The organism is Streptomyces sp. CNP082 (assembly GCF_059570535.1).
In genome coordinates this window covers 178,375-198,061 of sequence record NZ_JCANSZ010000001.1, presented here as the reverse complement: position 1 = coordinate 198,061, position 19,687 = coordinate 178,375, and the positions used below count along the sequence as shown (strand labels likewise).

16 protein-coding genes are annotated in these 19,687 nt (G+C 74.9%); 12 read left to right on the top strand and 4 right to left on the bottom strand.

The window, feature by feature from the left end; translation table 11 throughout:
- Positions 1 to 69: 69 nt before the first annotated feature.
- Positions 70 to 963: a universal stress protein gene (locus tag B124_RS00805; RefSeq protein WP_496500622.1), complete on the bottom strand. Its 894-nt coding sequence runs from the start codon at positions 961 to 963 to the stop codon at positions 70 to 72.
- A gap of 431 nt (positions 964 to 1,394) precedes the next feature.
- Here B124_RS00805 and B124_RS00800 point away from each other — a divergent pair, with 431 nt between their 5' ends.
- On the top strand, positions 1,395 to 2,471 hold the full coding sequence (locus tag B124_RS00800) for a S1 family peptidase (protein ID WP_496500621.1): 1,077 nt from the start codon (positions 1,395 to 1,397) through the stop codon (positions 2,469 to 2,471).
- A gap of 84 nt (positions 2,472 to 2,555) precedes the next feature.
- Here B124_RS00800 and B124_RS00795 read toward each other — a convergent pair whose 3' ends face one another.
- Both B124_RS00795 and B124_RS00790 read right to left on the bottom strand, forming a co-directional pair.
- A complete protein-coding gene (locus B124_RS00795) occupies positions 2,556 to 3,359 on the bottom strand; it encodes a diacylglycerol/lipid kinase family protein (protein ID WP_496500620.1) in 804 nt (267 codons plus the stop codon).
- Positions 3,360 to 3,442: 83 nt separating this feature from the next.
- Positions 3,443 to 5,050: an FAD-binding oxidoreductase gene (locus B124_RS00790; protein ID WP_496500619.1), complete on the bottom strand. Its 1,608-nt coding sequence runs from the start codon at positions 5,048 to 5,050 to the stop codon at positions 3,443 to 3,445.
- An 84-nt stretch (positions 5,051 to 5,134) separates the two neighbouring features.
- On the opposite strand from B124_RS00790, the gene B124_RS00785 reads away from it, so the two are divergent.
- Together B124_RS00785 and B124_RS00780 are read left to right on the top strand one after the other, a co-directional pair.
- Positions 5,135 to 5,734 carry a TetR/AcrR family transcriptional regulator gene (locus B124_RS00785; protein ID WP_496500618.1) on the top strand — a complete coding sequence of 200 codons (600 nt, stop codon included), beginning with the start codon at positions 5,135 to 5,137 and terminating at the stop codon, positions 5,732 to 5,734.
- Entirely contained in the window at positions 5,731 to 7,374 is a 1,644-nt protein-coding gene (locus B124_RS00780; RefSeq protein WP_496500617.1) for a glycerol-3-phosphate dehydrogenase/oxidase, read from the top strand. Before B124_RS00785 ends, B124_RS00780 begins: the two co-directional genes overlap by 4 nt.
- Here the strand turns inward: B124_RS00780 and B124_RS00775 are convergent.
- On the bottom strand, positions 7,358 to 8,194 hold the full coding sequence (locus tag B124_RS00775; RefSeq protein WP_496500616.1) for an SGNH/GDSL hydrolase family protein: 837 nt from the start codon (positions 8,192 to 8,194) through the stop codon (positions 7,358 to 7,360). The two genes, B124_RS00780 and B124_RS00775, sit on opposite strands and share 17 nt — an antisense overlap.
- A 329-nt stretch (positions 8,195 to 8,523) precedes the next feature.
- Between B124_RS00775 and B124_RS00770 the strand changes: the two genes are divergently transcribed.
- The 9 genes from B124_RS00770 to B124_RS00730 all read left to right on the top strand — a co-directional run bounded on the left by B124_RS00770 (position 8,524) and on the right by B124_RS00730 (position 19,661).
- Complete coding sequence (locus B124_RS00770; RefSeq protein WP_496500615.1) at positions 8,524 to 9,150, top strand: TetR/AcrR family transcriptional regulator; 627 nt, start codon at positions 8,524 to 8,526, stop codon at positions 9,148 to 9,150.
- A gap of 164 nt (positions 9,151 to 9,314) precedes the next feature.
- The gene (locus B124_RS00765; RefSeq protein WP_496500614.1) at positions 9,315 to 10,229 is read left to right on the top strand and encodes a ferritin-like domain-containing protein; all 915 of its coding nucleotides are present in this window, start codon (positions 9,315 to 9,317) and stop codon (positions 10,227 to 10,229) included.
- Positions 10,226 to 11,116, top strand: coding sequence for an ATP-dependent sacrificial sulfur transferase LarE (gene larE / locus B124_RS00760; RefSeq protein WP_496500613.1), 891 nt, complete (start codon positions 10,226 to 10,228; stop codon positions 11,114 to 11,116). The genes B124_RS00765 and larE overlap by 4 nt, the downstream gene beginning before the upstream one ends.
- Positions 11,113 to 11,862: a nickel pincer cofactor biosynthesis protein LarB gene (gene larB / locus B124_RS00755; RefSeq protein ID WP_496500612.1), complete on the top strand. Its 750-nt coding sequence runs from the start codon at positions 11,113 to 11,115 to the stop codon at positions 11,860 to 11,862. The genes larE and larB overlap by 4 nt, the downstream gene beginning before the upstream one ends.
- 149 nt (positions 11,863 to 12,011) lie before the next feature.
- Positions 12,012 to 13,268, top strand: a complete 1,257-nt coding sequence (larC, locus tag B124_RS00750; RefSeq protein WP_496500611.1) for a nickel pincer cofactor biosynthesis protein LarC — start codon at positions 12,012 to 12,014, stop codon at positions 13,266 to 13,268.
- A 61-nt stretch (positions 13,269 to 13,329) separates the two neighbouring features.
- Positions 13,330 to 15,693 (top strand): HAD-IB family hydrolase, encoded by a 2,364-nt coding sequence (locus B124_RS00745; protein ID WP_496500610.1) that lies wholly within the window; start codon positions 13,330 to 13,332, stop codon positions 15,691 to 15,693.
- The gene (locus B124_RS00740) at positions 15,690 to 16,928 is read left to right on the top strand and encodes a zinc-dependent alcohol dehydrogenase (protein WP_496500609.1); all 1,239 of its coding nucleotides are present in this window, start codon (positions 15,690 to 15,692) and stop codon (positions 16,926 to 16,928) included. Before B124_RS00745 ends, B124_RS00740 begins: the two co-directional genes overlap by 4 nt.
- Positions 16,929 to 17,058: 130 nt before the next feature.
- Complete coding sequence (gene larAH / locus B124_RS00735; protein WP_496500608.1) at positions 17,059 to 18,636, top strand: NPN-dependent hydroxyacid isomerase, LarAH14/15/16 family; 1,578 nt, start codon at positions 17,059 to 17,061, stop codon at positions 18,634 to 18,636.
- A complete protein-coding gene (locus B124_RS00730; RefSeq protein ID WP_496500607.1) occupies positions 18,633 to 19,661 on the top strand; it encodes a lysophospholipid acyltransferase family protein in 1,029 nt (342 codons plus the stop codon). Before larAH ends, B124_RS00730 begins: the two co-directional genes overlap by 4 nt.
- The last annotated feature ends 26 nt before the right edge of the window (positions 19,662 to 19,687 follow it).

The window sequence follows — 19,687 nt, the reverse complement described above, 5'->3', positions numbered from 1 at the left end:
GTCGCCCCGGCGGTCCCGTCGGGGCCGGTGGCCAGGCGCGCCGCCCGGCGGCCCGTGCCCCCCGCCGGCCTAGTCCTCCCGGACCACCGCCACCGGGCACGGGGCCAGGTGCAGCACTCCGTGGCTGACCGGGCCGAGCTGTATGCCCGTCGCCCCCGCGGCGGCCGTCGCGTCCGCGAGCGGGGTGCGGCGGGCGCCCAGGACCACGAGATCCGCCCCGGCCGCCGCCGTCAGCAGCGTGTCGCGCGGCAGGCCCTCCGGTACCTGCCGCTCCAGCGGTACGTCCGGATAGCGCCCCACCGTCGCGCGCACCGCGCGGTCCAGCGCCCACTCCGCCTCCCGCATCCGCGGGTCCGGCGCCCCGCCCAGGGTGTGCGCGTGTGTCTCCACGCCCCGCTCCGGCGAGCGCCAGGAGTGCACCGCCGTCACCGCGCACCCGCGCGCCCGCGCGGCCCGGAAAGCGAAGTCCACCGCCGCCGGCTCCGCCCCTTCGTGGCCGGTGCCGAGCACGACCCGGCCGAACCCGCCGTGCCGCGCCGCCTCCTCCCCCCGTACCACCACCACCGGGCAGGCCGCCCGCGCCGCCACCGTGAGCGCCACCGAGCCCAGCGGCAGCGCGTCGTGCCCGCCGCGCCCCCGGTCCCCGACGACCAGCACCGCGCCCCTGTCCGCCTCGCGCAGCAGCGCCGGCACCGGGTCGCCGGAGAGCACCTCGGCCGCCACGGCCCCGCTCCACCCCTGCGCGCGGGCGCGCTCGCCCGCGCTCGCGAGGATGTGCTCCGCCACGCTCCGGCCGCGCGGCCGGGCGGCGGTGAACTCCGGCCACGTCCGCTCGTACGGCTCCCACAGCGGCGCGTACACGATCCGCAGCTCCGCGCCGTGCCGGGCCGCCTCGGCCACCGCCCAGTCGAGCGCCGCGAGGCTCGCGTCCGAGCCGTCCACCCCTGCCACCAGCTTCCTCATGACCACGAGGCTTGCACACCCCGCCCGGCGCGGGCGAGGGGGCGGACCCCCGGCGCGGTCCCGGGCGTGCGCGGGCGCCGCCGGCTGCCGTCGCCTCCGGGGCTCCGGGGGCCGCGGGGGAGCGCGGGGCGGGCCGTGCGCCCCGTGTTCGCCGGGCAACGCAGGCCGCGGCGGGGCCCGTTCGGGGACCCCGCAGTCGCGCCCGCCAGAGGGTTGCAGGGCTGAGCACTTGGACGCGTTCTGTTGCGCTGACCTCAAGTGATCTGTCACACAAGGGGTGTGGCCTTGTGTGCTACTCACGGGTTGGTCATACTCGGCGAGTTGTCTGGCAGTGATAAATCTGTTCGCTGCTTGGCATGCGCATGTCCAACTAAATCCTCCAAGGTCCGTCCTTTGCCGGGCGGATCCAACCCCCCATAGGAGGCAGCACGTTGAAGTATCGAGCCATATCCAAGAGCCGGTACGCCGTCGCGGGCGTCGGCGCCGCCGCGCTGATCGCCGGCAGTCTGACGCTCGCCACCGCCAACGCCAGCACGAGTGAGCCCGTCGCCGACACCCTGTCGTCGGCCGCCGCGAGCGACCTCGCCGGCACCCTCGTCCAGGACCTCAAGGGCGGGGCCGCCGGGGCGTACTACGACGCCCAGGCGAAGGAACTCGTCGTCAACGTCGTGAGCGACGAGGCGGCCGAGCAGGCCGAGGCGGCCGGCGCGCGTGCGCGTACCGTCGACCACACCACCAAGGAGCTCAAGGCCGCGAAGGCGGACCTCACCCAGGGCGCCGTCGCCGGCACGTCGCGCGCGCTCGACCCGGTCACCAACCAGGTCGTCGTCACCGCCGACAGCACGGTCGAGGGCGCCGAGCTGGCCCAGCTGAAGAAGGAGGTCGCGGCGCAGGACGGCAAGGCCGTGCTCAAGCGCAGCGAGGGCACGTTCAAGCCGTACATCTCCGGCGGCGACGCCATCTACACCGGCGGCTCCCGCTGCTCGCTCGGCTTCAACGCGACCAAGGACGGGGAGCCGTACTTCCTGACCGCCGGTCACTGCGTCGAGCTCGGCGGCAGCTCCTGGTCCGAGTCCTCCGGCGGGCCCGTCATCGGCGAGGCCGAGGGCGCGACCTTCCCGGGCAACGACCGCGCGCTGATCAAGTACGTGGCGGACACCGAGCACCCGAGCGAGGTCGACCTCTACGACGGCACCACCCAGGAGATCACCGGTGCGCGTGAGGCCACGGTCGGCGAGACCGTGCAGCGCAGCGGCAGCACCACGCAGGTCCACGACGGCACCGTCATCGCGCTCGACGTGTCGGTGACCTACCCGGAGGGCACGGTCGACGGTCTGATCCAGACCGACGTCTGCGCCGAGCCCGGCGACAGCGGCGGCTCCCTCTTCGCGGGCAGTGACGCGCTCGGCCTGACCTCGGGCGGCAGCGGCGACTGCACCAACGGCGGCGAGACGTTCTTCGAGCCGGTGGTCGCGGCCCTCGACGAGTACGGGGCGACCATCCCGTAACCGGCGCGGTCCACGCACCGATCCGCCAGGTGAACGGCGTACGACCCGGGCCCCCGGCACCGCACGGTGCCGGGGGCCCGGCCGTCAGCGCAGCAGGCGCAGCGCCGCCGGGAGGACCCGCGCCGTCAGCGGCAGGGCGGGCGCGGGGATGCCGTCGGCGGCGTACGGCAGCGGCCGGTCCGCCTCGACGTGCACCCGGCGCCCGCGCAGCGGCTCGCCGCGCGGGCGCGTCGGCCGCCCCGGGCCGCCGCCGAGCACGCAGACGTCCAGCTCGCCGTCGTCGAGCCGGATCTCCGGGCCGGCACCGGGGGCGGGCACGCCGGGGCAGGGGGCGTTGGCGACGACGACGGTGTGGCCGCGCATCTCGTACGGCGTGCCGTCCACGGTGATGCGGAAGAGCGCAGAACGCCGCGACGCCAGCGCGCGGCCGGGCGCCGTGCGGGCCGCGCCGGCGCCGATCCACACCGCGCCGAGCGCCACGGCCGGCGCTGTGCCCGCCGCTTGCGGCACGTCCACCCGCAGCACGTCCACCGGCAGCGGCTCGGCGTGCAGCAGCAGCTCCGCCAGCTCCTCCGACGCCCGGGGCAGCCCCACCGCCCGGGCGACGGCGTTGCGCCCGACCGCCCCGGGCACCAGACCGCACACCGCGTCGGTCCCCGCGAGCGCCCCGGCGACGGTGCCGGCCATCCCGTCGCCGCCGACCGCGAGCACGACGCGGCCCGCCTCGGCGGCGCGCGCGGCGAGTCCGGCGGCATGGCAGAACCCCCGGCTGTACTCCGCCTCGACCTGCGCCCCGGCCCCCCGCAGCGCCCGGGCGAGCGGAATGAGTGCCGCGGCTCCGGCGGCCCGGCCGGCGGCGGGATTGACGAGAGCGGTGAAGCGGCGCATGGCGGGCTCCGGTTCGGTGGTGCCTACGGCGGGCGTCAGGTCAGGTCGCGGTGGACGGGCAGCAGCCGGCCCGCGGGCCGTGTTCACTCGTCCGCCCGTGGCAGCAGCACCCCCGGGTTGAGGATGCCCGCCGGGTCGAGGGCCGACTTGACCGCGCGGAGCGCCGCCACCCCCAGGGGGCCGATCTCCCGGGCGTACCACGGGCGGTGGTCCGTGCCCACGCCGTGGTGGTGGCTGATGGTGCCGCCGCACTGGAGGATCGCGTCGCTCGCCGCCGCCTTGGCGCGCTCCCACGTGCCGAGCGGGTCGTCGCCGCGGGCGCCGACCACCGTGAAGTACAGCGACGCCCCGGTCTCGTACACGTGCGAGATGTGGCACATCACCAGCGGCGGCGTCCCCGCCGCCGTCAGCGTGCCGGTCAGCGCCCCGCGCACGGCTTCGTACAGCGGGGGCAGCGCCGGCCAGAAGGCGGCCGTCTCCAGCGTCTCCGCGAAGGCGCCGGCGTCCAGCAGGGCGTCGCGCAGGTACGGGGCGCGGTAGCGGCCCTGCACCCACGCCTCGCCCGGCTCCGCGCCCAGCGGCTCCCCGCCGGCCGCCCGCAGCACGACCTGCGCCGCGGCCCGGCGGTCCGCCGCCTCGCCCGCCGCGCCCTCGTAGCCGGTGACGACCAGGCAGCCGCCCGGCTGCGCTGCGTCCTGCGCGCCGATGTCCTCGGGGCGGGCCAGGCCCACCATCGTCTCGGTCTCGTCGGACAGCCGCAGCACCGTCGGCAGCGGCCCGTCCTGCGCCAGCGCGCGCAGCGCCGCCGTGCCCCGCTCGAAGGAGCCGAACCGCCAGCCCTCGTACGCCCGCACCTGCGGCAGCGGACGCACCCGTACGGTCACCGAGGTGATCACCCCGAACGCGCCCTCGGAACCCAGCACCAACTGCCGCAGATCCGGCCCCGCCGCCGAGCGCGGCGCCCGGCCCAGCCGCAGCGTGCCCTGCGGCGTCGCCACCGTCAGGCCCACGACCATCTCGTCGAACCGCCCGTAGCCCGCGGACGCCTGGCCGCTGCCGCGCGTCGCGGCGAAGCCGCCGATGGTTGCCCACTCGAACGACTGCGGGAAGTGGCCGAGGGTGAACCCCCGCTCGCCGAGCAGCCGTTCGGCCTCCGGCGCGCGCAGCCCGGCGTCGAGGTCGGCGGTGCGCGCGACCTCGTCGAGCGCCGCCAGCCGGTCCAGCCGCCGCAGATCGAGGGCCACCACGCCGCGGAAGCCGTCCGGGTGCGCGTACGGAGCGAGCCCTCCGGTCACCGACGTGCCGCCGCCGAAGGGCACCACCGCCACCCGCCGCTCCGCGCACGCCCGCACCACCGCCAGCACCTCGTCGTGCCCGCCCGGCAGCACCACCGCGTCCGGCGCGTCCGCGACCTGGCCGGCGCGGATGCGCAGCAGGTCGGGCGTGGACTTGCCGCGCGTGTGCCGCACCCGGCTCGCCGCGTCGGTGCGTACGTGCTCCGCGCCGCCCGCCGCCCGCGCGAGCGCGTCGAGGACGTCCGGGCCGAGCCGCGGCGCCGGCAGGCCGAGGTCCGCCAGCGCCACCGGCGGCGTGTCCGCGGGACGCACCCCCAGCAGGTCGCGCAGCAGCTCGCGGACGCCTTCGGGGAGCGGCGCCGCCTGCCGGGGGTCGCCCCACCCGTTCCACAGCATGTCCAACGCGAACCTCCCGTACGGGTGCACCACACCCTGGCCGGAGGGGTTTCCTCCGCTGCCATCGTCGTTACACTGTGACAGGTGAAGTCGAAACGTCACAAGCCCTCGCTGGACGACCTCGCGCTCGACGCGCTGCGCGACTGCGTCCTGGCCGTGGGCGTGCGCCGCACCACGCTCACGGACGTGGCCCGCCGCGCGGGCGTGTCGCGGATGACGCTGTACCGCCGCTGGCCCGACGTGCAGTCGCTGGTGGGCGATCTCATGACGCGTGAGTGGATCGACGTCGCCCGGGGGGCGCTCCCCGCCACCGACGCGGCGGCGAACGCGCGCGAGGTGCTGGTGGCGGGGCTCACGGAGGGCTCGCGCGCGCTGCGCGCGCACCCGTTGTTCCGCAAGATCCTCGACGTCGACCCCGAGTTGCTGCTGCCGTACATGCTCGACCGCCGCGGTGCCAGCCAGGACGTCCTGCTCGACCTGATCGCCGACGACGTGCGCAAGGGGCACGCCGAGGGCTCCGTACGCGAAGGGCACGCGGTGCGGCAGGCCAGGGCCGCGCTGCTCGTCGTGCAGTCCTTCACCTTCTCCATGCGCACCATGACCGACGAGGACGACCCCGACCTCGGCACCGCCGCGTTCGAGAGCGAGCTGCGCGGGGTGCTGGAGAGGATGCTCGCGCCATGACCGTGCAGCACGCAGAGAGCCCCGACAGCCCTGACAGCCCTGACAGCCCGGAAAGCGCAGCGAGCGCCCGGCACGCCGGCGACCGGGACTTCTCCCTCAACGCCCGCCGCCGCGCCCGCGAGCTGGCCGGGCTCGCCGCGGGCGAGCGCGTCGACCTGCTGGTCGTCGGGCTCGGTGCCACCGGCGCCGGGGTCGCGCTGGACGCCGCCGCGCGCGGCCTGTCCGTCGCCGCGATCGACGCGCACGACCTGGCGTTCGGCACGTCGCGCTGGAGCAGCAAGCTCGTCCACGGCGGGCTGCGTTACCTGGCCTCAGGACAGGTCGGCATCGCCCGCGAGTGCGCGGTGGAGCGCGGCGCGCTGCTGGAGCACATCGCGCCGCACCTCGTGCACGCGCAGCCGTTCGTGATCCCGCTCACCCCGCTGACCACCCGCCCCCAGGCCGCCGTCGCCTGGGCCGGGCTGCGCGCCGGGGACCTGCTGCGCGCCGCCGCGCGCACCTCCCGTTCTGCGCTGCCCGCGCCCCGCCGGCTCTCCGCGGTGGAGACGCAGCAGCTCGTGCCCGGGCTGCGGCGGTACAGGCTGCGCGGCGGGCTGCTGTCCTGGGACGGGCAACTGTCCGACGACGCCCGGCTGGTGACGGCCGTCGCGCGGACGGCCGCGGGGTACGGCGCCCGGGTGCTGACCCGGGCCCGGGCGGTGGAGCTGACCGGCTCCGGCGCGGTGGTCCGCGACGAGACGACGGGGGAGCGGCTGCGTATCCGGGCCCGCGCGGTGGTCAACGCGACCGGGGTGTGGGCCGGTTCGCTGGTGCCCGGCGTGCGGCTGCGCCCCTCGCGCGGCACGCACCTGGTGCTGCGCGCCGAGGCGCTGGGCATGGGGCGCCAGCCCGGCGGGGCGGGGGTGCACATCCCGGTCCCGGGGGCGGCCGGCCGGTTCGCCCTGGTGCTGCCGCAGGACGACGGCCGGGTGTACGTGGGGCTGACCGACGAGCCGGTCGACGGCGAGGTGCCGGACGTGCCGGCGGTGCCGGAGACGGACGTCGGCTTCCTGCTGGACGTGCTGGACTCCGCGCTCGACGTGCCGGTGCGCCGGTCGGACGTCGTCGGCGCGTTCGCCGGGCTGCGCCCGCTGCTGGAGAGCGACGGCAGCACGGCCGACCTCTCCCGCCGGCACGCGGTGCTCACCTCTCCGGACGGCGTGGTCACCGTCGTCGGCGGCAAGTTGACGACGTACCGGCGGATGGCCGAGGACGCCGTCGACGCGGCCGTGGCCGGCGCCGGCCTGACCGCGGGCCCGTGCCGTACCGCCCGGCTGCCGCTCGTCGGCGCCGCGCCGGCGGCGGAGCTGGCGGGGCTGGACGCGCCGCGCCGGCTGGTGCAGCGCTACGGGACGGAGGCGCCGGCGGTGCAGGCGCTGGCCGCCGCCGAGCCGGCCCTCGCCGCGCCGGTCGTCCCGGGGTATCCGGTCACCGGCGCCGAGCTGGCCTGGGCCGTACGCCACGAGGGGGCCCTCGACGAGGCCGACCTGCTGGACCGGCGCACCCGGCTGGGGCTGGTGGCGGCGGAGCGGGCGACCGCCGTGGCGGCCGCCCGCGAGGTGCTGTCCGCGGTGCCCGGGGCGGTCAGCCCAGGCCGTTGAACACCGGGTAGTAGCCGCCGGACTGGCCGGCCGCCGTGGGGTGGTACGAGTCACCGATGGGCCAGGTGACGCTGTGCAGCCACTCGTTGTCCGAGCAGATCTCGTGCCCGGAGAACGCCGGCCGCACGTCGCCGTACGCGAAGCCGTGGTCGGCCGCGCGCTTGGCGGTGACGTCGCTGAGCAGGTCCGCGGCGCCGTTGATGGCGGACCGGGAGCGCTCGCTGATACCGAAGAAGCAGCCGCCGTCGAGCTGGTACATCCGCGGGTAGCCGAGCACGACGACGTGCGCGTTGGGCGCGCGCGCGGAGATCGCGTTGTAGGCGGCGTCCAGCCTGCCGGGCAGGGTGTTCGAAATGTAGGTGCGCGCCTCGTTGATGCGGCTGATGCAGGCCGACTCACCCTGGAGCACACAGGTGACCATGGCGTCGGCGAAGCCCGCGTCGTTGCCGCCGATGCTGATGGAGACGAGGGACGTGCTGGAGTTGAGCGGGCCGAGCTGGTTGTTGATGACGTCGCCGGTGACGGCGCCGGAGCAGGCGGTGAAGGCGAAGGACGCCGGGGCGTGCGCGTTCTTCCACAGCACCGGGTAGGCGTTGTTGCTGCGTTTGCAGTCGCCGCTCGCCGAGTCGTACGAGCCGGCGCCCACTCCGGAGGAGTAGGAGTCGCCGAGCGCCACGTAGTTCTCGGCGGCGTTCTCGGCGGCGTAGGTGCTCGCGCCGGTGGAGCTGTCGGCGGCCTGGGCCGGGATGCTGCCGAGCAGCGCCACTGTGGTGGCGACGAGGAAGCCCAGCAGCAGCCGCAAGGGCCGGGCAGTTCTCATGGAACCCCCTGGGGATGAGGTTGTACCGAGTGGTAACCACACCCTGCCCCTTGAAACCCATGTCCATGCCAAGTCGCAAACTGTGCGCCTGTGATGCGCCGTTCAATCCCTGTTGCGGGTGTTCAGCAGGTCATGTGCTGATAATCGGGGAGTCGCACGGCTGCCCCCGCATCCCGCCGGCGCACCGCGCTCACCTGCCGCGGGCCGCCGCGCCGGGGGATCCTCTTGACCGGAGCTTTGGCACGTCCCTCTTGTCCCGGCCGGGCGTTCACCGAAGACTTGACGCAATGAGGAAAATGCACACCTGCGTTGGAGCGTGAGCGACCATCGTGACCGGGAAGAGAACGCTGGGCCGCCGGGTGCGGCCACTCGGGCCCCGCCCCGGCCGTCCCGACACCAGGGCGGACATCATCCGCGCCGCCAAGCGCATGTTCGCCCGCGGCTACGCCTCCTGCAGCCTGCGCGCCGTCGCGCGCGAGGCCGGCGTCGACCCGTCCCTTCTCGTGCAGTTCTTCGGCAGCAAGGAAGGGCTGTACCTGGCCGCCATCGCCGACGTGATGCGCCCCGACGACGTGCTCGGGCGGATCCTCGGCGACTCCTCCGACGGGCTCGGCCGGCGGCTCGCCGCGTATTACTTCGATCTGTGGGACGACGCCGAGACCAGGTGGCCCTTTCAGGCGATCCTCCTGTCCGCCGCCTCGTACCAGCCGGCCGCCGCCGTCCTGCGCGACTTCATCACCCGCGAACTGGTCGCCCGCGTCGCCGCCCGCGCCGTCAAGGACCGCGCGGAGCTGCGCGCCGGCCTCGCCGGCTCCCACCTCGTGGGCACGGCCCTGGTGCGCTACGTGGTGCGCTTCGGTCCGCTCGCCGAGTTGCCCCGGCCGGAGCTGGCCGAGATCGTGGGCCGCACCATCGACAACTACCTCTTCGGCCCGCTCCCGGCCGCCGCGGGTTAGCGCGCCGAGTCAACCTTGCGCGTGCCCGCTGCGTCAGGAGTGGGGGCAGTGGCGCCCGGGAACGGCGGCGATCTAGAATCGCGAGCTAACTCAACAGATGTTGATAAAGGGCTTCGTGCCGTGATGGACTCGGCTCAATCGGCGCATCTGCCGGAGGGAGAGCAATGGCCTTCGACATACCGGGCTATATCAACACGGCCGGACGCGTCCAGGTCGACGACCTGGACCTCGACGCGTTCGCCGACCGCCCGCTGTCCGCGGAGGCGCTTCGCTGCCTGCGCTACATGTCGGACGTGGAGAGCCACACCGTGTGCTACCTGCGGGACGTGCTTGTCACTCCGTCCCACCGCGACCCGGACGTGACCGCGTTCATGTCGATGTGGGCCTTCGAGGAGTTCTGGCACGGCGAGGCGATCGACTCCGTGCTGCGCGCCCACGGGCAGAAGGCCGACTACGACCACATCCGCGAGGTGCGCGAGGCGCAGGGGCTCAAGGACCGGCTGGCGCCGATCTACCAGTCCATCGCGGCCAACGCCATCGGCGAGGACTTCGTCGCCGTGCACATGACGTGGGGTGCCATAAACGAGTGGTCCGCGCACGCCGCGTACGGCAGCCTCATCGAGAAGGAGCAGCACCCCGAACTGACCAAGCTGCTCGGCCGCATCCAGCGCCAGGAATCCCGGCACCTCGCGTTCTACGCCAGCCAGGCCAGGGAGCGCCTGGAGCGCTCCCCGCGCGCCCGCGCGCTGGCCCGCTGGGTGACCGAGCGCTTCTGGCAGCCCGTCGGCTCCACCATCCAGCCGGTGGAGGAGACCCGGTTCGTGCTGCGGCACCTGCTGGGTGACGACGCGGGCGCCGAAGCCGTGCGCAAGATAGACGAGAAGGTGCACAAGCTTCCCGGTATGGCCGGGCTCAACCTGGTCCAGCGCGGTGTCGCGGGCTTCGGCGCCGGCGTGCCGGTGGCCGTGGACACCGTGCGGCGCAGCTCCCGCAAGCGGCTGGTCGCCGGCGCCGCGGTGGTCGCGGGCGCGGCCGGGATCGCCGCCGTACGACGCCGATCGGCGGGCGCACACGCATGACGGACCCGGGTGACCCGGAGACGGACGCGGCCGTCGCCGCGCTGCTGGCGGAAGTCGGACGACTCGGCAGCGTCGCGGTGGCATACTCCGGTGGCGTGGATTCCACGGTCGTCCTCGCCGCGGCCGTACGTGCCCTCGGCCCCGGCCGGGCCGTCGCCGTCATCGCCGACTCGCCCGCCCTGGCCCGCGGCGAGCTGGCCCTCGCCCGCGACACGGCGGCGGACCTCGGTGCCGAACTCGTCGTGCTCGACACCGACGAGCTGTCCGTCGCGGGCTACCGCGCCAACGCCGGCGACCGCTGCTACTTCTGCAAGCAGACCGTCCTCGGCCGGGTCGCCGGCTACGCCGCGGAGCACGGCTTCGCGCACATCGCCACCGGCACCCACCTCGACGACCGCCGCGCCGCCCACCGCCCCGGGCTGCGCGCCGCCAAGGAACTCGCCGCCGCCGAACCGCTGGCCGCCGCCGGGCTCGGCAAGGCCGCGGTCCGCGCGGTCGCGCGGGCGTGGGGGCTGCCGGTCGCGGAGAAGCCCGGCATGCCCTGCCTGGCGTCCCGTATCGCGGTGGGCATCACCGTCTCCAGGGACCGGCTGCACCTGGTCGAACGGGCCGAGGAACGGGTCCGCGCGACGCTGGACGCACACCGGGTGGGCGCCCGCGACATCCGCGTACGCCTGCTGAAGCAGGGATTCCGGATCGAGTTGGACGCGCCCGCGCACCGCGAGGTCGCCGCCGCCCACGGCCTCAGCGACACGCTGCTGCGCGAGGTTGCCGCCGTCGGCCCGCTCGGCGAGGGCAGCCTCGCCCCGTACCGTACGGGCGCCGTCAGCACCGCCGCCCGCGCCGCCTCCCGCACCGTCTCCTCCGATGGAGCGCCGACGCGATGAGCGAGCCGCACGGCAGCGCCGTCGACACCACCGGCACCCCGTCGGAAGCGGCGGCGCTGCTGGACGGCGGCATCGCGGAGGTCGGCGACTTCGCCCGGCTCGACATCGGCCGGCGCCGCCGCACCGGCGTGCCCGAGGTCGTCTACGCGGACGGCAAGACCCCGCAGCAGACGCTCCGGCTCCTCGCCGAACTGCGCCGCCGGACACCGGACTCCCCGGCGCTGGCCACCCGCTGCCCCGAGGAGGTGCTGCGGGACGCGCCCGCCGCCTTCGCGGACGAGCCGGTACGGGTCGACACCCACGCCCGCACCGTCACCGTGGGCCCGCTGCCCGCCCCGCGCGGCACCGTCGCCGTGCTCACCGCCGGCACCAGCGACCTGCCCGTCGCCCGCGAGGCCGTCGCCACCCTCGACGCCCTCGGCACCGGCTCCCGGCTCTTCGCCGACGTCGGCGTCGCGGGTCTGTCCCGGCTGCTCGCGGTGCTCGGCGAGGTGCGCGCCGCGGACTGCGCGATCGTCGTCGCGGGCATGGACGGCGCGCTCCCGAGCGTCGTCACCGGCCTGCTCACCGCCCCCGTCGTCGGCGTGCCCACCAGCGTCGGCTACGGTTTCGCCGACGCTGGCCGCGCCGCCGCCGGCGCCATGCTGGCCTCGTGCGCCCCCGGGCTCACGGTCGTCAACATCGACAACGGCTTCGGCGCCGCCGTGCACGCCGCCAAGATCGTGGGGGTACGCGCCGGTGACTGAAGTGAGCAGCGCACGTCCCGCCGTTCCGTACGGCATCGCTCACACGAGGGAGACGGGGGAGACAGCCCCGCGCGCCGGTGTGGCGCGCCAGACGTACGGGAAGGGCTCTCCCCGTGATCATGAACGGAACTCGTCGGGGGTGACGCACGGTGGCTGAGGGGACGGCCGCGGCCCATCTCGACTGCACCGCAGGGGTGGCCGGCGACATGCTGCTCGGCGCGCTGCTCGACGCCGGCGCGAGCTTCGCCGCCGTACGGGACGCGGTCGCCGCGCTCAAGATCGACGGGCTCGGCGTGTCCGTGGCCCGCGACCGCCGCGGCGGCTTCGGGTGCACCCGCGTCACCGTCCACCGCCCCGCCGCCGCCGACCACCACCGCCGCCTCGCCGACGTCCTCGCCGACGTCGAACGCGCCGTCGGCGCCGGACTGGCCGCGGACGCCGCGGACTTCGCCGCCCGCGTCTTCCGGCTGCTCGCCGAGGCCGAGGGCAAGGCGCACGGCATCCCGGCCGAGGAGGTCCACTTCCACGAGGTCGGCGCCTTCGACGCGCTCGCCGACGTCGTCGGCTGCGCCGCCGCCCTCGCCGACCTCGGCCTGCTCGCCCCCGGCGCCGTCGTCACCTGCTCCCCGCTCGCCGCGGGCAGCGGGGAAGTCGACTGCGCGCACGGGCGGATGCCCGTGCCCGTGCCCGCCGTGCTGCACCTGGCCGCCGCCGGCGGCCTGGCACTGACCGGCGGCGGGCTCGCCGGCGAGCGCACCACCCCCACCGGCGCCGCGCTCGTCGCCGCCCTCGCCGCCGCGGGGCCGCTGCCCGACCTGACGGTACGGGCCGTGGGCACCGGCGGCGGCAGCCGCGAGACCCCGGACCGCCCCAACATCACCCGCGTCGTCGTCGGCACCCTCGCCGCCCCCGCGGCCGGCGGGCCCGCCGAGGGCGAGGTCACCGTCGTGGAGAGCACGGTCGACGACCTCGACCCGCGGCTGTGGCCCTCGGTGCTGGCCGCCCTGCGCGCCGCCGGCGCGTGGGACTGCTGGACCACCGAGACCGTCGGGCGGCACGGCCGCCCGGGTCGCGTCGTCACCGCGCTGTGCGCCGAGGACGTACGGCCCGCCGTCGCCGACGCGCTGTTCCGCCACACCACCACACTCGGCGTCCGCTGGTCCGCCCACCGGCGCCTCATGCTGCCCCGGCACAGCGCCGTGGTGGCCGTGGGCCCGCCCGGCGCCGAGCAGCAGGTCACCGTCAAGGTCGCCGACGGCCCCGGCGGTGCGCTCACCGTCCAGCCGGAGCTGGCCGAAGCGGAGGCCGCGGCGGCGGCGCTGGGCTGGTCCGTACGCGCGGTGTGCGAAGCTGCCGCAGTCCGCTACCGGGGCGACCTGGCGGTGCCCCGGCCCGCCACCGGTTGACGCCGGTCCGCAACAGAAACCGAGACCGGCATATGCAAGACCAGATCAGGGGAGGGCACGAGTGACGGGGACTTACCGCATCGGGCGACTCGACGACGCGCACGTCCTGCTGACCGGGGCCACCGGCTTCATCGGGCAGGCGCTGCTGGAGCGGCTGCTGTCCGGCCATCCCGGCACCCGCGTCTCGATCGTCGTCCGCCCGCGGGGCAACGGCGGCGCCGCCGACCGCTTCCGCCGCCTGCTGCGCAAGGACGTCTTCCGCACCTGGCGCGGACAGCTCGGCGACGAGGCCGCGTTCGCCGAGGCCGAGCGGCGCGTCACCGTCATCGAGGGCGCGCTCGACCGGCTGGACGACGTCGAGTTCCCCGGCGACATCGACGTCGCCATCCACTGCGCCTCGTCCGTCTCCTTCGACCCGCCCATCGACGAGGCGTTCCGCAGCAACGTCTCCGGCGCCGTCGCGCTGTACGAGAAGCTGGGCCGGCAGGAGCGCCCGCCGCACATCGTGCACATCTCCACCGCGTACGTCTCCAGCGGCGGCCAGGGCCTCGTCCGCGAGGGCCGGCTCACCCACGACATCGACTGGCGCGGCGAGCTGGCCCAGGGCATGGCCGCCCGCGACGACGTCGAACGCGCCTCCCGCCGCCCCGAAGTGCTGCGCAAGGCGCTGGAGAAGGCCGGCCGCGACCACGGCAAGGCCGGCCCGCAGATCGCCGCCAAGGACGCCGAGGACGCGCGCCGCACGTGGGTGGAGGAGCGGCTCGTCGAACACGGCGCCATCCGCGCCGAGATCCTCGGCTTCTCCGACGTCTACACCTTCACCAAGGCGATGGCCGAGCGCGCCGTCGAGGAACTGTGGGCGGGCCGGCCGCTGTCGATCGTGCGGCCGGCGATCGTGGAGAGCGCGCTGCGCCACCCGTACCCCGGCTGGATCGACGGCTTCAAGATGGCCGACCCGCTGATCATCGCGTACGGCAGCGGGCTGCTGCGCGACATGCCGGGGCAGCCGGACACCGTGATGGACGTCGTCCCCGTCGACCTCGTCGTCAACGCCACCCTCGCCGCCGCCGCGGCCCCGCCGGAGGAGGGCGCCGAGCCGCACTACTTCCATGTCGGCTCCGGCGCCACCAACCCCCTCACGCTGCGCGACCTGTACAAGCACGTGCACTCCTACTTCCGCCGCGACCCGCTGCCGGAGAGCAGCGGGCGCGGCCACGTACGGCCGCCGTCGTGGACCTTCCCCGGCGCCGCCCGCGTGGAGTTCGCGCTCGGCGCCGGCGAACGCGCCGCGAACCTCGCCGACAAGCTCCTCGGCCAGTTGCCCGGCACCGAGCGCACCCAGGAGTGGGCGAGCAGGCTGCACAAGGAGAAGCGCTCCCTGGAGACGCTGCGCCGCTACTCCGACCTGTACGGCGTCTACACCCGCACCGCCGTCGTCTACGACGACCGCGAACTGCGCGCGCTGGGCGCGGCGCTGCCCGCCGACCGCGCCGCCGAGCACGGCTTCGACCCCGCCGAGATCGACTGGTACACGTACCTCGAAGAGATCCACTGCCCCAAGGTCACCGCGCCCCTGCGGGCGAGAACCGGCGGGCGCCGCAACACCCGCAGGCCGAACCCGGCGGCGCTCCCGCCCGGCACCGCCGCCGCGGGCAGCACCGCCGCCGTCTTCGACCTGGACGGCACGATCATCGCCTCCGACATCGTCGAGTCCTACGTCTGGACCCGGCTGGCGTCGCTGCCCCGCGGGCGCTGGGCCCCCGAGCTGTTCGACCTCGCCCGCAACGCGCCCCGCTACCTGCTCGCGGAGCGGCGCGACCGCGGCGACGTGATGCGCACCTTCTTCCGCCGGTACGAGGGCGCGCGCGCCGAGGAACTGCGCGCCCTGGTCGCCGAGCAGGTCGGCGACGCGCTGCTGCACCGCGTGATGCCGGAGGCCGTACGCCGCATCCGCGCGCACCGCGCCGCCGGCCACCGCACCGTGCTCATCACCGGCAGCCTCGACCTGCTCGTGGAGCCCCTGCGACCGCTCTTCGACGACATCGAGGCCACCCACCTCGCCGAGCACGACGGCGTCCTGACCGGCTTCCTGCAAACCCCGCCGATCGTCGGCGAGGGCCGCGCGGCGTGGCTGCAGAGCCACGCCCGCGAGCGGGAACTCGACCTCGGCGCCAGCTTCGGCTACGCCGACAGCTACTCGGACCGGCCGCTGCTTGAGGTCGTGGGCAAGCCGCACGCGGTCAACCCCGACACCCGGCTCTTCCGGCACGCCAAGCGGCACCGCTGGGAGATCGCCCGCTGGGGGACGCACACCGCGAGCCGCTGGGACGCGCTCGCGGGCACCGTGATCAGCCACACCCGGCCGCGTCCCGTACGGGCCCTGCCCGCGGCCGGCCGCACCGCATCCGACGGAGAGGCCCGATGAGCCTGGCGCTTCAGTACCACCGTTCGCCCGCGCGCTTCCTGGCCGCCCGCGGGCTCAGCCGCACCCGCAGCCGCGCCGCCGGCTCGCTGGCCGGCTCCCTCGCGCCCCTGCGGCTCACCCGCGACAAGCGCGAACTGCCCAAGGGCGACGGCTGGACCCGGCTGGCGCCCAGCCTGTCCGGCATCTGCGGCTCGGACCTCGGCATGCTCAACGGCACCGTGTCGCCGTATCTGGCGGCGCTGACGTCCACGCCGTTCGTGCCCGGACACGAGGTCGTCGGCACCACCGTCGACGACCTGCCGACCATCCCGCGCGGCACCCGCGTCGTGCTCGACCCGGTGCTGTCCTGTGCGGTACGCGGCCTGCCCGAGTGCGACGCCTGCCGCGCCGGCCACACCAACCGCTGCGACCACATCACCTCCGGGCATCTCTCGCCCGGCATGCAGACCGGCTACTGCGCCGACACCGGCGGCGGCTGGGCCCAGCGCATGGTCGCCCACGAGCACCAGCTCCGCCCGGTGCCCGACGACCTGCCGGACGAGCGCGCGGTGCTCGTCGAGCCGCTGGCGTGCGCGATCCACTCGGTGCGCCGGGTGCCGATCGAGCCGGGCGCCTCGGTACTGGTCATCGGGGCCGGCACGGTGGGTCTCTGCACCGTGCTCGCGCTGCGGCAGCTCACCGAGGCCGGCACCATCCACGTCGTCGCCAAGCACGGCCACCAGCGCGCCCGGGCGCTGCAACTGGGCGCGGACGAGGCCGTGGAACCGGACCGCGCGCTGCGCGCCGTCCGCCGGATGACCTCGGCGCTGGCCCAGCGCCCCGAGATGGGCGCGGAGTTCCTGCTCGGCGGGGCGGACATCGCCTTCGAGTGCACGGGCGGCGGCGCCGGCCTCGACACCGCGCTGCGTACCGTACGGGCCGGGGGCACGGTCGTCGTGTCCGGCATCCCGGGCGGCGCCGACCTGACCCCGCTGTGGTACCGGGAGCTGAGCCTCGTGGGCGCGTACACGACCAGACGCCGTGAGGACGTCACGGCGGACGATCCCGACGCGGGCCCCGACGGCCGCGCCGGCACCGACTTCGACAAGGCGGTGCAGCTCGCCGCCACCGCGCCCCTGGACGGCTACGTCGAACGCTATGCGCTCCAGCAGTGGCGCCCCGCGCTGGAGCACGCGTTCGCGGCCGGCTCTGCGGGTTCCGTCAAGATCGCTTTTGACCCGACCCTGGACGGCTGACCGGGCACGAATGGCAGGCTAGGGCCGACACCGGAGTCGGCCGCCCCCCACCGCCGTACGCAGCCGCCGGGCACCCGACGCCCGCACCGCCGCCCGCTGCAGGCGCCGGCGACCACACTGAGGAGAGAGCGTGAGCAGACCAGGCTTCGTGCTGGAAGTCGATGAACGAACCCCGCCCCTGCTGGTGCACGAGGGCGAGAATTTCCGGCTGGAGCGGCTGCCCCACGGCACCCGGGTGATCTACCCGCCCGACTCGCTGCCCGGCATCCGCGACCTCGACGGGGTCATCCGCCGCGCGCTGCTCGAACCGCACGGCAGCGAGCCCCTGCCCGAGCTGCTGTTCGCCGGCATGCGGCTGACGATCGTCTTCGACGACCTGTCGCTGCCGCTGCCGCCGATGCGCCGGCCCGACGTGCGCCAGCGCATCATCGAGCAGGTGCTGGAGATGGCGGCGGCCAAGGGCGTCGACGACGTCGAGCTGATCGCCGCCAACGCCCTGCACCGGCGCATGACGCCGGCGGAGCTCCAGCATGTCGTGGGCGACCGGGTGTTCCGGTCGTTCTTCCCCAAGCACCTCACCAACCACGACGCCGAGGACCGCGACAACCTCGTGCACCTCGGCGACACCGCGGAGGGCGAGGAGGTCGAGATCAACCGGCGGGCGGCCGAGAGCGACCTCGTCGTCTACGTCAACATCACCTCCACCGCGATGAGCGGCGGGCCCAAGTCGGTGTCGGTGGGCCTGGCCAGCTACCGCAGCATCCGCCACCACCACAACGTGCACACGCTGCGGCACTCCCGGTCGTTCAACGACCCGCCGAACTCGGCCATGCACCACTCGTACAACCGCATGCAGGACCTGATCGGCGGCCAGGTCAAGGTGTTCACCGTCGAGACGACGCTGAACAACGACACCTTCCCGTCCGCCACCCGCTTCCTCAACAAGCGCGAGTGGGAGTGGAACTACGGCGACCAGGCCGCCTACCTGGCCTCCCGGCGCGGCAACTCACTGATGACGCCGTCGATGCGGCGCCGGGTGTGGCACAAGACGGAGGCGCCGTACGGCGTCACCGGGGTCAACGCCGGCGCGCCGAGCGAGGTGCACCCGGTCACCCTGCGCAACGTGCACCGCCAGCAGCTCACCGAGGTGCAGGGGCAGGCCGACGTGGCGGTCTACGGGCTGCCGTACATCAGCCCGTACAACGTCAACTCGGTGATGAACCCGATCCTGACGATGTGCCTGGGGCTCGGCTACTTCTTCAACCTCTATCTGAACCAGCCGATCGTGCGGGAGGGCGGCGTCGGGATCTTCTACCACCCGATGCCGAACGAGTTCCACCCCGTCCACCACCCCAGCTACATCGACTTCTACGAGGAGGTGCTGGCCGAGACCACCGACCCGGCGGTCATCGAGGCCAAGTTCGAGAAGCAGTTCGCCACCGACCCGTGGTACACGCACCTCTACCGCAAGAGCTACGCCTACCACGGCGTGCACCCCTTCTACATGTGGTACTGGGGCGCGCACGCGATGCAGCACCTGGGCCAGGTCATCTTCGTCGGCGCCGACCGCAGCGCGGCGGCCCGGCTGGGTGTGCAGTCGGCCTCGACGCTGAACGACGCGCTGCAACTGGCCTCGCAGACGGTGGGCACCAGCCCCTCGATCACGTACCAGCACATGCCGCCGCTGACTCTGGCGTCCGTCCGATGAGCGGCGCCAAGGGCCCGGGGAAGGCCGGCAAGAGGGGCAAGGGCAGCCTCCGCGGCGACCTCGCCATGGTGCGGTCGGGGCGCGACTGGCGCGGCCGGGCGCTGGCCCCCCGCGGCTACCGCACCCCGGGCGGCAGTGCGGCGGGCTTCGGCGCGGGAAAGGGGGAACAGAAGACGTTCCCCACCGCGTGGGCGCGCACCCCCGCGGCGCGCGCGGTGCGCAACGTACTCCAGCGGGGCGTGCTCAAGCAGTACGCCTGGGCCAAGACCCGGCCGCAGATCGAGGGCCTGGACCTGCTGGAGTCGCTGCGCGGCCCGGCGATCTTCGTCGCCAACCACTCCAGCCACCTCGACACCCCGCTGATCCTCGGCTCTCTGCCCCGCCGCATCGCCGACCGCACGGCGGTCGGCGCGGCGGCGGACTACTTCTTCACCTCCACGGCCGTCAGCGTCACCACCGCGCTGATGTTCAACGCCTTCCCCGTGGACCGCTACGGCTCGCGCCGCGGCGGGGTGTCGCTGCCGGCGGAGCTGATCGACGACGGCTGGAGCCTGCTGCTGTACCCGGAGGGCACGCGGTCGCACGACGGCTGGATGAGCTCGTTCAAGATGGGCGCGTCACGCCTCTGCGTGAGCATGGGCATCCCGGTCGTCCCGGTGGCGGTCCGCGGCACGTTCGCGGCCATGCCGCGCGGCAAGGCCCTGCCCACCCGCACGGGCACCCGCCTGGTAGTCCGCTACGGCCGCCCCCTCCCCCCGCAGGAAGGCGAGTCGGTCACGGACTTCCGCGCCCGCATGCTGCGCCACATCGCCGCCCTGTGGGCGGAGGAGGACCTGGGCTGGTACCAGTCCCTCCGCGCGGCACAAGACGGCCGCCTCACCCTCCCGGAGGGCCGCACGACGGCGCTCCCCCTGACGGCGACACCGGTGGAGCAGGGGAAGCCGGTCGCGGAGTGGCGCCGGGTATGGGAGGCAACGAGACCGTCCCTGGGAGACGGCCGCCGAAAGGTATGGCGGGACGACTGACCCGGGCTCCCTCCAGGGGCGGGACG